This is a genomic window from Streptomyces sp. CB01881 (assembly GCF_002953255.1).
Taxonomy (GTDB): Bacteria; Actinomycetota; Actinomycetes; order Streptomycetales; family Streptomycetaceae; genus Kitasatospora.
Map to the genome: position 1 here is coordinate 11,163,979 of NZ_CP026498.1, position 11,631 is coordinate 11,175,609.

Below are 11,631 nucleotides of genomic sequence, written 5' to 3' on the forward strand. Positions count from 1 at the left end.
AGAAGTTCACTACCAATAACTCCCTTTCACGTTCAGGACACACTCACAGGACACGACAGCCCCCACACGCCAGGGTCGCGACAGCCGCGCGGCCGCTCAGCAGCGGGCCGAGATGCCCGGCAGCGGAGGTCCGACGTGCGCAGCGCCGACCCGCTGACCGCCGACGAGGCCCTGGCCGTCGGCGTGCACGTGCGAGCCGAGTTCGGCCGGCTGTGCAAGCAGGAGCCTCACCCGAAGGACCTGACCGCGACGGCCGAGCGGCTCAACGGCGCGCGGACGAACCCGGAATCGGTACGCCGGGGGATGCTCGACCTCGGCCACGCCTGGCCCATGGATCCGCTGTTGTCGGAGTCCGGCCAACCGCCGCCACCGTGCCCGACACAGGTGCCGCACCGCCGGCCACACGGGTGTGCGATCTACGATGGGCCGGCGTCCGACACCGATTTCCCCGCTGACCTGCTCGAACTCCAGCGCCGCTGGTACACCGCCGAGGCCGACTGGGCTGCCGACCCGACCGAGGAGAAGCGCGCCGCGTTCACCGCGGTCGGCGCCGAGCTGTACGCCCACCCGTACTGGGGCGGTACCGATAATCGGCACAAGGCCGCGATGAAGCTCAAGCAGGCCGGGCGCCCGGACACCGCGGAGGCCCCGACCGGCTAATCCGCCCCGAGGCGCGGTGCCGGGATCAGGCGTGAGGCCGGGTTCCGGCGCCCACCAGCGGGAAGGTCAAGGATGTGGGCGAGCGCGAGCGCCGGGAGCGCGCCGCCGAGCCGAGCGGGGCCGGCGCGCAACAGCAGTCAGTGCGGCAACATGGCGGGGCCCGACGGGGAGCACCGTCGGCCGCCGGGGGTGAACGACGCGACCGTCGCGGCGCTGGGGATGCTGACGAAGGCACTGGAGTACACCGAGCGGGCCCGTGGCCACCTGTCCGCGGTGCACCACATGACCGGCGGCGCCGACCGGATGCTCGCCGAGGCGGTGCGGATGCTGCGGGAAGCCGGACACGGGGACCAGGCCGACCTGGTCGAACGGGAGCTCCTGGGCCGGGACGTCGTCCCGGGCATGTGGACGTACCAGCTGATCGAGGCGTACGACCGGACCTACTACCGCGCGTTCACCGCCGTGGAGGAACAGGTCCGCCAAGACCTCGCCGCCGGGCACCGGCACCTGGCCGAGGCCAAGATGCAGCAGGCCGCCCGTGCCCGCCGCCGCAGGCACACCGCACCGTAGACCGGATTCTGGCCTCTTTCGAATTTCGGCTGTGAATTCACGCGCGGGGTGCTGCATAGAGAAAAGCCCCGGCCGCTCGGGGCGGCCGGGACTTTCGTTTCTGGCGACACGGAGGCCGTTGGAGGGGTGCTACAGCTCGACGTCCATCCACGCGATGTCGTTCAGCTCGACCTCGAGGCCGCGGGCGCGGTGCCCGTTGTCCTTGAAGTAGTGCTCGCGCAGGCCCTCGGCGAGGATCCGTTCCTGCTCGTCCTGGCTGGCTCCGGCGTCGCGGGCGGCGTAGAGCTGCTGGGCCACCTCGCCGGGCATCTTCTGAGTGATCGTGCGCTGGCGCGGGTCATCGGTGGAGCCGCCCGCCGGTGCCCGGCTGCTCGGAGCTGCGGCTGGAGGGGTGCTCGTGCGGTGGCCCGGTTCAGGGCGTCTGGTGTGCGGAGTCTCGCCGTAGGTCTGGAAGAAGTTGCCCGCCGAGAGCCCGCCGGCGGGCAACCGCTCGCCGACGGCCTGCTCGTGACGCCAGTGGCCGCTCCCGTCGGCCGGCGCGTTCGGTCACGCGTGCGGGGAGTGATCGAACAGAGTGACCACGCTCTGCGGTGCCTCCCGGCCGAAGAAGACCTCCAGGTTCCGCGCAGAGCGGCCGGCGGCGTCGCTGCTGCGCGGGAACAGCCGCTCTTCGTAGGCACTGAGCGCGGCCTCGGTGCCGGGTCGTTCGACGAGCTCGCCCGCCAGGTCGGCGCCGTCGTACATGGCGAGGTTCGCGCCCTCGCCGGCGAAGGGCGACATCAGGTGCGCGGCGTCACCGACGAGCGTCACTCCGGGCACCCTGTCCCATTCGAGCCCGACGGGAAGGGCGTGGACGGGCCGCAGCCACGGCTCAGACTCGCTCTGTGCCACGAAGACGGTGAGCAGCGGTGACCAGCCGTCGAACTCGTCGGCGACCTGGCGGAGGGCAGCGGAGGAATCGGCGAAGTCGATCGACCTCATCCACTTCTCGGGCCTGTTCAGCGCCGCGTATCCCCGTACGTGCCCGTCCGCGTAGCGATGGACGATGATGCCCTTGCCCGGGGCGACCGCCATCAGCGTGCCGCTGCCGATCGCAGCGACGCTCGCCCAATGGTTCCGGCTGCCCGAGGTGAGGGCGATCTCGACGAAGCAGGTTCCGCTGTAGGAGGGCGTGGCGGAGGTGAGTAGCGGTCGTACCTTCGACCAGACGCCGTCCGCGCCGATGACGGTGTCGGCGTGCGCAGCAAAACCGCCTGCGAAGGTGAGGTCGTAGCTGCCCTCCGTGCGGTGCCGGACCGAGGTGAGCTTGTGGCCCCACCTGATCGTCCCGGGCGCCAGCGAGTCGATGAGCAGGCGCCGCAGTTCGCCGCGATCCACCTCCGGACGGGCCGACCCGGGGTCCGCGGGCCGGTCGAACAGGACCGTGCCGTGGCGGTCGACCACGCGCTTGGCGTCCTCGCCCGGGCGGACCAGGGCGAGGAACTCGTCGTACAGGCCGGCTGCGCGAAGCGCGACCTGCCCGGTTTCCTCGTGGATGTCGAGCAGGCCACCCTGTGCACGGGTCGTCGCCGAGGCCTCGCTCTCGTAGATCGTCGCGGCGATGCCGTGAACCTGGAGCACCCGGGCGAGCGTCAGCCCGCCGAGTCCCGCTCCGACGATGGCGATGGTCTTCTGCATGCTGCGCTCCTGTGTAGCGCCGACAGGCGTCGGCGGCGGTCAGCGCCGTGGGCGGACGGGGTGTCCGCTCTCGGCAGGAGACGCTCACCGATCAGAAGCATCTGCATCGATGTACGAGCGGTGCCCGGCGGATGGACCTGCGGGACACCGATTTTCGCGACCCGGCAACTATAGCCCGGCATCCACAGCGCGCAGGAGCCGCAGCCCCCACACTGCGGCGCACCGCGCCCGGCATGTTGTGCCGCCGTGCACCGTGGGGGCCGTCGGCGACCCGATCGGCTTCCACGCTGTCGGCACCACCGGAATTTCGGTCCTGACGAACGGTGCCGCCAGGACTTGCGGTCGTCCTCCGGTGGAGTCGCGCCAGGCTCTCAGCGGCTGATCGAGACGGCGAAGGGCGCGAATCCGCTGGATCGGATCACGTGCGGGACGAACAGGATCGCGGCCTCCGTGGCGCGGGCGGTCTCGATCCCGCCGAGGTCCGTGATCCACTCCTGCTGCCAGCCGAGGTCGGTGAGCAGTTCGCGGACGGTCTGCTTGGCCTGCGGGTCGTCGCCGGAGAGGAAGGCGGTCGGCGCCTGGGCGAGCGCGGCGGGCTCGGTCATCACGGGGAAGAGCATCGTGTTGAGCGTCTTGACGACGCGGGTCTCGGGGAGCGCTTCCTGGAGTTGCTCGGCCAGGCTCGTGCCGGGGTGGATCAGGTCGGCGGGCAGTCCGTCCGGTCCGTCGACGGTGGCGTTGGAGACGTCGACGAGGATCTTGCCCCGCAGTTCCCCGCGCAGCGCGGTGAGCCGCTCCAGCGAGCTGGCGCCCGGGGTGGCGTTGATGACGATCTGCGCCGCCCTGGCGGCGTCGGCGGCGGCGCCAGGCTCGCGGCCCACTGCGGTCACCTCGTGGCCGGCCCGGATGAGGGCCTGGGCGAGGTTGCCGCCGACGCGGCCGTTTCCGAGAACTGCGATCGTGGTCATGTTGTTCTGTTCCTTCCGTGTGGGCAGGGTGTGATGGGTGGTCAGCGGGAGAGCGTGGTGACGGCCTCGGCGTGGACGCCGGGCGCGGCGGCCAGGAAGCTCTCGCTCTGCGGGGTCCAGGGGCGGCCCTCGGCGTCGGAGATCCGCCCGCCGGCCTCGGTGACGAGCAGTGCACCGGGCAGCAGGTCCGCGCGGGCGCCGGCGAACTGCCAGAAGGCGTCGATCCGGCCGGCGGCCACGTTCAGCAGGTGCAGGGTGGCGGGCACGGAGGTACGCACCACGAGCGCGTCGAGGAGCATCGCGGTGATGGAGGAGCCGATGCGCCGCACGACCTCCTCGTTCTCGTCCGGCCTGGCCTGGCTCGTGGCGACGAGGCCCAGGCCGAGGTCGGTGGTCCGGGACACGTGCAGCGGGCGGCCGTCGAGGTGGGCGCCGGCGCCGGCGAGTGCGGTGTAGGTCTCGCCGGTCAGCGGCAGGTGGACCGCGGTGAGCACCGACTGGTTGTCGCGCACGAGAGTGGCGGTCACCGCCCACTCCGGCAGGGCGTGCAGGTGGTTGACGTTGCCTTCGGCCGGGTCCACGACCCACCACTCGCCGGAGGGCAGGGCCCCGCCCGCGAGTTCGTCCTCCACGAAGCGGGCGTCCGGGCGAAGGCGGGTGAGGGCGGGGCGCAGGACCTCCAGGGCGGCGTCGTCGTTGGCGGCGAGCGCGCTCATCAGCTCTTCCCGGGTCCGGTAGGGGACCACGTCTCCGAAGCGCTCCCGCAGCACGGCCCCCGCCGCGCGTACGGCGTCAGCGGTCTGTGCAAGCAGGTCGGTGTCGGGCACGGCGTCGGCGGTCGCGGCGACTTCGATCGTCTGGATCGTTTCGGACATGGTGGTGCTCCCGGCTGAGGAGGGGTGATCAAGCGGACCAGGCGAACCGTGCTCCGTTCGCGCCTGTATTTCGAAGGTAGAAGGGCCGGGCATTAACTTCAACTGCATGTAAAGCACTGCTGGGATGACTCCCATGCAATTGAATCTGCCCGCCTCCTCGCCATGCTCGGTGAGCTCCCGGAGGAAGACGCACGACGAGGGATCAGGCCGTGGTCGGTGGCCATGGCTCCGGCAATGCCGGTAACCCGGCGGTGGCCGCGTCGGCGATCACGACACGCTGTTGGCGGCCTCGGAACTCCACTGCGAGGTTCGCGCCAGTGCTGCGCCGACGATCCCGAGGACCGGGCCCGCCGTCCCGATCCCACCGCGGTCCCAGCGGCGCCCCTGCGACTGCCGCGACGGCCGTGGACCGGGGCCCCGGCTTCGCCGCCGGTCGGGCGAGGTGCGCGCCGATGCCGGTCAGCGACTTGGTGCCGGGTACCAGCACGACCGGGTCGGCGATGAACCGTCCCGGTGCCGGCGTCCATGTGAACAGGCCCCCAGTGGCCGGTCGGCCAGAGCGAGCGACACCACGGCAAGCGCCCGGCTCGCCCGGAGACTGGGCGCGCCGCGGCGCAGGCGCCTGCCCAGCGGCAGGCCGAACATCAGTAAACCGATCGGCACCCCACCGGTGGGGGCGCCGACGAGGAGATCGGCGACGGTCGACATGCTCAACGGCACAACACCGAAGGCGGCCGGACGCCGGTCGAACTGGATGCTGTTGACGTGACCGGTGTCGAACAAGGCGGTCAGCAGGTGCTTGCCCGCCTCGGGCCGGTGCTCCCAGAAGTCATGGGTGCGGCCGAGACCGGGCAGGACGACCTGGTGCCCGCGGGACAGCACAGGCAGCAGTTCGTCGGTCGCGTTCACCGGCGATGTGGAGAAGTCGAGTTCGCCACCGATCAGCAGAGCCTCGGCCGCGCCGGGCCGGACCGTTCGGCATTCGGCGCCGTCGGGCCCATTGCCTGGCGGAACACTACTGGCCAGCCGCGTCCGGAGTGGTGAACAGGTCCTGCAGGGTCTGGGTCGCCAGGTCGAGCAGCCAGGTGTGGGCGGGGTCGTCGTCGTAACGCTTGTGCCAGAGCAGATAGAGAGGTACGGGCGGCAGGTCGAACGGCAGCGGCAGCGTGGTCAGGCCCAGCTGCTCGCGGGCGGAGCGGGTGACCGCGTCGGGCAGGGTGACCACGACGTCCGCGTCACGGGCGAGCTGCAGGGCGGTGTCCGTCGCGGGGGCGGAGACGATGACACGGCGCTCGTGGCCGAGGGCGGCCACGACATCGTCAACCCGGTCGCGCAGGCTTCCACGCCGGGAGACGGTCACGTGATCGGCCGCGGCGTACCGCTCAACGGTCACCGGCCCTTCGGCAAGCGGATGACCCGTCCGGACAGTGAGGATGATCCTGTCCTGGCCGATGAGGCGGTGGCGGATGTCGGACTGAGAAGGCGGTCCGTCACTGGAGGCCACATCGACCTCGCCACGACGCAGCTCAGGGGTGTCATGGCCGGGCTCGACCGTCAGGCGCATCTTCACCCCCGGGGCCTGGCGGTGCACCGCGGCGACGAGGGCGGTCCCGCAGGCGGTGGTGAGGGCGTCGTGCAAGCGGACGGTGAACACCCGCTCCAGGCCTGCCAGGTCGAGGTCCGCACGGGCGGACAGCAACTGGTGCGCCTGCTGCACCAGGGCATGGACCTCGGTGCGCATGGCCAGCGCGCGGGGCGTGGGCGTCATGTGGCGTCCGGTGCGGACCAGGATCTGGTCGCCGGTGGCTTTGCGGATACGGCCCAGCGAGCGGCTCATCGCCGGCGCGGTGACGTGGAGCCGGTCCGCGGCTCCGGCCACGCTGCCCTCTTCCAGCAGCGCGTCCAGGGCGGTGAGCAGATTCAAATCCAGTTGCATGACAGTAACTATAATAGCGATAACCATGCACTTGTTGTTAACGGGGGCGGCTTCTGCCTTCGAGAGGTGGGACGACCGCCCCATCCCACAAGCGCCCCGGCCCGACAGCGGGGCAGCCGCGGATCTCCCTTTGCCCCACCCCACTTGCCGGGCATCTTCAGCGCGGTGTGCCGATCGAAGCGCCCATCAGAGCCATGAAGGGATGTCGGCCCGATCAGGTGCGGCGGCTCACCGAAGGCCGCAGGTCATCGCCATGATTGCGCGTTGGTGATCCGCGTTCGGGAGCATCTGCGGGAGCCTGAGCGCGAGATTCTCGGGTGGGACAACGCCGATCCGGTTATGTCGACGGCCTGATACCCCAGGCCAGGGTTCACGAGCCTGCGCCCGAGCCGGGTGAGAGCGGCAACGGCCACCGCGTGATCATCAAGGGTTGTGTGGACTCCTGAAGATCATGCGGCGGCCGCGGGCCACAGCGCAGAAGCCGCCCGCTGGCGGGCGATGTTCGACCAGGCCATGGCCCGGATCGCTGGCCGGTTCCGACGGGTGGAGCCGCGGGCGACGGCCCGCGCCTTCGTGCTCGCCCTGCTGTCCGGCGTCGAGCGGAAGAACTGCTGGCGCATGGCCGAGCAGGCCGGCCACGCCCGCCCCGGGCCGATGCAGCGACTACTGCGAAGCACCCGCTGGGACGCCGACGCGGTCCGCGACGACGTACGCGCCTACGTCCTCGAACACCTCGGCGCCGACAACGGTGTGCTGATCGTGGACGAGACCGGCTTCCTGAAGAAGGGCACCGCCTCGGCGGGCGTGCAGCGGCAGTACACCGGCACTGCAGGCCGAATCGAGAACACCCAGGTCGGCGTCTTCCTCGCCTACGCCTCCAGCCGAGGACGGGCGTTGATCGACCGTCGGCTCTACCTGCCCGACGCCTCGTGGTGCCAGGACACCGAGCGCCGCACCCGCGCCGGGGTGCCCGACCAGGCGCAGTTCGCGACCAAGCCGACGCTGGCCGGGCAGATGATCGTCGCAGCACTGGACGCCGGGATCGGCGCCTCCTGGGTGACCGGCGACGAGGCCTACGGCCAAGACCCCCACCTGCGCGCCCTGCTGGAGTCCCACCAGGTCGGCTACGTCCTGGCCGTCGCCTGCAGCGCGCGGGTGCGGATCAACCAGGGGCGGCCCGCTGCCCGGGCGGATACCGCTGCCGACTGCCTGCCCGCCTCGGCATGGCACCGGCAGAGCGCCGGAGCCGGGGCGAAGGGGCCGCGCTACTACGACTGGGCCTGGATCGAGATCGGCACCGACGGACATCGGCACCTGCTGATCCGCCGCAACCCGAGCAGCGGCGAACTCGCCTTCTACCTGTGCTGGTCCCCGAGGCGAGTGCCGCTGTCGGAGCTGGTCCGGGTCGCCGGGACCAGGTGGTGCATCGAGGAGTGCTTCCAGGCCGCGAAAGGCCAGGTCGGACTGGACCACTACCAGGTCCGGCACTGGACCGCCTGGCACCGGCACATCACCCTGGCCATGCTCGCGCTCGCCTTCCTGGCCGTCCTCGCCGCCGACGCGACACCGGCCAGGACCGCCGACCCGAACCGACCCGCCCGCAGCACCGACCCGATCGACCTGACCATCCCCGAGAACCGCCACCTGCTCGGCGCCCTGCTAATCACAGCGAACACCTCCCCGCACGGGCTGCTGCGCTGGTCGAACTGGCGCAGACGCCACCAAGCAAGTGCTCGCCGCAGCCACTACCGGCGACGGCTCGCAGACCCCTCAGCCGAATAGATCACGAAGTCGCACTGGAATACTAATTCGTTGATAGCGGATCGGTGCAGCCAGGGGGCTGTTGTCGGTTCGTTCGAATGCCGTGGTCGTGACGCCTCGCGTCACCCGGGCCGTCGAGGCCTTCGGACAGATCGGCGCGCGGCCCCGGCATTCGCGGTGATGGCGACCGCGTGGGCGCCGGACGGATGCCTACTACGTGCCCGGCTGGCGATGCCTAACGTAAGAGCGGCGGCGCCCGGCGTCCTCGTGACCGCCCCCACCCCCGCGAAGGCCGCGCGGCTGACCCGCACGCAGCTCGCCGCCGCGCTCAAGCGGGCCGGCCGCCAGCGGGGCATCGAGGCGGAGGCCGAGCGGCTGCGCGAGGTCTTCCGCCAGGACTGGGCCCCCCAGCCCCCGCTGATCGAGGACGCCCTCGGCCGGCAGATGCTCGCTCTCCTGGGCCAGCTCACGGCCGCCTGCACCGCCGCCGACGACCTCGCCCAGGCTGTCGAGGAGGTGTTCCCGCAGCACCCGGACGCCGAGATCATCTGCAGCTTCCCCGGCCTCGGCACCCTGATCCGGCCGGGGGCTCCGGCCGGATCAGGGTGCTGGATTCCTTCGTGGTTCGTGGTTGCTTCACTGGGTAAGACCGGGTGCCCCGGCCGAACTCATCGCTGTCAGACGGAGATTGTCGAAAGGTTTTCGGCGGCCTCCGCGGGGCCGCTGGCCGACCTGGCCGGTCCGTTGGAGAACACCTCCTCGACGAGCTGCTGTGTCGTCCTCCGGACCGCCTCGGCCAGGGACATCGCGGCGTCGTCCACATAGTTCAGCAGGGCGGTCAGGGTCGTGCTGCCGTCGGGCGTGCTGTACATCAGCGCCGCATGGCCGGCGATGCCGCCGTTGTGGGTGATGACGGTGCCACCGTCCTCGGTCTCCTGCACCATCACGCCCAGGCCGTAGCCGATCTTGGGGTGCGGCTTGCACATCTCGGCCAGCAGCGGGGCCGGCAGGAGCCTGCCGCCCATGAGCGCGGAGATGAACGTGTGGAGGTCGCGGGTGGTCGAGATCATGTCGCCGCCGGTGGAGATCCAGGAGGGGTTCTGGCGGGTGACGTCGACCGTCTTCTGCTCGCCGTCCTCCTCGTACCGGTAGTAGGCGCGGGAGTGCGGCTCGGGGATCTCCTCCCGGGTCTCCGGCAGTTGGGTGCCCGTCAGGTTGAGCGGTCCCAGGATCCGCTCCTGCATCACCTCGGCCAGCGGGCGGCCGGTGACCTGCTCGATCAGCAGCCTGGCGATGACGTAGTTGGTGTTGGAGTAGCTCCAGTCCGTCCCGGGTTCGAAGCGTGCGGGCTTGGACAGCGCGAACCGCACCAGCTCCTGTGGCCGGTAGGTCCTGAAGCGGTTGTCCACCCACTCCCGGCCCGCGGTCGTGGCGGGGATCCCCGGCGCGAACGTCCCGTCGTCGTAGTACTCGCCGGTGAAGTTGAACACCCCGCTGGTGTGCTGCAGCAGCATCCGCACCGTGATCCGCCGGTCGAGCCCGAACCCGGGCAGGTGGTCGGCCGCCGGGTCGTCCAGCCCGATCCGGCCCTCGGCCACCAGTTGCAGCACCAGGGTCGCGGCGAAGGTCTTGGTGGTGCTGCCGATCCGGCCGTGCCCGTCGACCGGCGGCTCGGCACTCCCGTCCAGCTCGCACACCCCGGCGTTGCCGACCCACTCGCCGCGCTCACCGTTCACGCGCAGCTGCACCCCGGTGACGCCGGAATCGATGATCTCGTCGATGGCCTTCTGCAACTGCGGACGGTCCTGCTGCGCGGCGGCCGGCTCAGGGCGATCGGTGAACGACATGGTCATGGCTGTGTGCTCCTTCGGAGGTTGGGTGGCTGGTGGTTGCGGCCGGTCAGAGGCTGCGGACGGTGATGTCGCCGTACGACGTGGTGGCGCGGATCTCGAGTTCGGCGGTGCCGTTGCTGCGCAGGGAGTTGCTGATCCGGCCGTGGCCGGTACCGGCGTCCAGTGCGGCAGACGCTCCGGCCGCGGCACCGACGGTGATGTCCCCGCTCTGGGTGGAGAGCACGACCATGCCGCGCACGGCCTCGGCGATCCGGATGTCACCCCGGGTCGTGGAGATCTCCGCGGGACCACTGAGCCGACCGACCTCGACGTCGCCGTCGACCGCGGCGAGGCGGACGGCCGCGGCCTCGTCAAGCGTGATCCGGCGGTACGCGCCCTCGAAGGCGACGTCGCCGAGCCGGCCGACGCCGTTGAATTCGCAGGCGGCGGTCTTTGCCGCGACGCTGGAGCCGGCGGGCAGTTGGACGGTGACGTCCAGGGCACCGGAGGGGCCGGCGAACTGGCTGTCGGACTGCGGGGCGTGGATCCGCAGGATCCCGTCGGCATACGAGACGACGGTCCGCTCCGCGGCCCGGACGTCCCGCCTCCTGCCGGGATCCGCCGGCCGGACCTCGACCGTGGCGTCGACACGGTCACCGGCAATGACCTGAACGCACCCGGCGGGGATCTCGAGAAAGACGGCGATCGGGGCAGGGGTGGCGAACTTCCACATGACGTGCTCCATGGACTCGATGTTTCTGACAATGGAAACGCTGCGTTGCATTTCGCAATCTGGCAAATAACTGGCCGCGCGGAATCGCCATCTCTTGCAGGCGAGAGCCTCGAAAGCGTTGTAATGCGCTGCCGGATAACGCAACGCCAGCCACGACTCTTCATTGCAATGATTAGTGGGTGAACGCTACGGCGGGCAGCCGGTCGAACGGACGGGCGGTTAGCAGCCGAGCCGGTCGGCGATCACGCCTGCTTCGCGCACGCGGTTCATCAAGCAGAGCCCCGCGCCCCGGAAGAGTGCAGCCGGCTCAGGTGCCTCAGCAGAGAAACCGCACCGGCAGGCTTCGCACGCCCCGCAGTAGCACGCTCTGCCGGCGGGGGAGGTCCGCCGGGTCGGCGTCGAGGGTGAGGTTGGGGCAGCGTTCGAGGAGGGCGTGGATGGCGATGGCGGCCTCGGCCCGGGCGAGCGGGGCACCGAGGCAATGGTGGATGCCGTGGCCGAATCCGAGGTGGCCGGGCTGTTCGCGTCGGATGTCGAAGCGGTCGGGGTCGGGGAAGTGGCGGGGGTCCCGGGAGGCGGCGGCCAGTGAGACGAGCACGGTGTCGCCCGCCGGAATGAC

General features: G+C 70.8%; 12 protein-coding genes and 1 pseudogene. 4 read left to right on the forward strand and 9 right to left on the reverse strand.

Annotated features, from left to right (window positions below):
* Nucleotides 1–135 precede the first annotated feature (135 nt).
* On the forward strand, nucleotides 136–660 hold the full coding sequence (locus C2142_RS38140; RefSeq protein ID WP_148647356.1) for a hypothetical protein: 525 nt from the start codon (nucleotides 136–138) through the stop codon (nucleotides 658–660).
* A gap of 150 nt (nucleotides 661–810) precedes the next feature.
* Nucleotides 811–1,230: a hypothetical protein gene (locus C2142_RS38145; protein ID WP_148647357.1), complete on the forward strand. Its 420-nt coding sequence runs from the start codon at nucleotides 811–813 to the stop codon at nucleotides 1,228–1,230.
* 129 nt (nucleotides 1,231–1,359) lie between these two features.
* Here the strand turns inward: C2142_RS38145 and C2142_RS38150 are convergent, their stop codons facing one another.
* The 6 genes from C2142_RS38150 to C2142_RS38175 form a co-directional block, all read right to left on the reverse strand.
* Complete coding sequence (locus tag C2142_RS38150; protein ID WP_148647358.1) at nucleotides 1,360–1,539, reverse strand: terminal protein Tpg-like protein; 180 nt, start codon at nucleotides 1,537–1,539, stop codon at nucleotides 1,360–1,362.
* Between the two features lie 237 nt (nucleotides 1,540–1,776).
* On the reverse strand, nucleotides 1,777–2,907 hold the full coding sequence (locus C2142_RS38155; RefSeq protein WP_148647359.1) for an NAD(P)/FAD-dependent oxidoreductase: 1,131 nt from the start codon (nucleotides 2,905–2,907) through the stop codon (nucleotides 1,777–1,779).
* A 371-nt stretch (nucleotides 2,908–3,278) separates the two neighbouring features.
* The gene (locus C2142_RS38160; protein WP_148647360.1) at nucleotides 3,279–3,875 is read right to left on the reverse strand and encodes an NAD(P)-binding domain-containing protein; all 597 of its coding nucleotides are present in this window, start codon (nucleotides 3,873–3,875) and stop codon (nucleotides 3,279–3,281) included.
* A 41-nt stretch (nucleotides 3,876–3,916) separates the two neighbouring features.
* A complete protein-coding gene (locus C2142_RS38165; protein ID WP_148647361.1) occupies nucleotides 3,917–4,750 on the reverse strand; it encodes an inositol monophosphatase family protein in 834 nt (277 codons plus the stop codon).
* Nucleotides 4,751–5,209: 459 nt separating this feature from the next.
* Nucleotides 5,210–5,659, reverse strand: coding sequence for a hypothetical protein (locus C2142_RS38170; RefSeq protein ID WP_148647362.1), 450 nt, complete (start codon nucleotides 5,657–5,659; stop codon nucleotides 5,210–5,212).
* A 106-nt stretch (nucleotides 5,660–5,765) separates the two neighbouring features.
* Nucleotides 5,766–6,686, reverse strand: a complete 921-nt coding sequence (locus tag C2142_RS38175) for a LysR family transcriptional regulator (RefSeq protein ID WP_162002666.1) — start codon at nucleotides 6,684–6,686, stop codon at nucleotides 5,766–5,768.
* Nucleotides 6,687–7,199: 513 nt separating this feature from the next.
* On the opposite strand from C2142_RS38175, the gene C2142_RS38180 reads away from it, so the two are divergent.
* On the forward strand, nucleotides 7,200–8,468 hold the full coding sequence (locus C2142_RS38180) for an IS701 family transposase (protein WP_148647511.1): 1,269 nt from the start codon (nucleotides 7,200–7,202) through the stop codon (nucleotides 8,466–8,468).
* Nucleotides 8,469–8,708: 240 nt separating this feature from the next.
* Nucleotides 8,709–9,026: pseudogene (locus C2142_RS41340) on the forward strand (IS110 family transposase); the annotation flags it as partial.
* A gap of 98 nt (nucleotides 9,027–9,124) precedes the next feature.
* Here C2142_RS41340 and C2142_RS38185 read toward each other — a convergent pair.
* The 3 genes from C2142_RS38185 to C2142_RS38195 all read right to left on the reverse strand — a co-directional run.
* On the reverse strand, nucleotides 9,125–10,300 hold the full coding sequence (locus C2142_RS38185; protein ID WP_148647363.1) for a serine hydrolase domain-containing protein: 1,176 nt from the start codon (nucleotides 10,298–10,300) through the stop codon (nucleotides 9,125–9,127).
* 46 nt (nucleotides 10,301–10,346) lie between these two features.
* Nucleotides 10,347–11,012 (reverse strand): DUF4097 family beta strand repeat-containing protein, encoded by a 666-nt coding sequence (locus C2142_RS38190; protein WP_148647512.1) that lies wholly within the window; start codon nucleotides 11,010–11,012, stop codon nucleotides 10,347–10,349.
* A gap of 316 nt (nucleotides 11,013–11,328) precedes the next feature.
* On the reverse strand, nucleotides 11,329–11,631 hold a 303-nt coding region (locus tag C2142_RS38195; RefSeq protein WP_148647513.1), incomplete at its 5' end, for a cytochrome P450.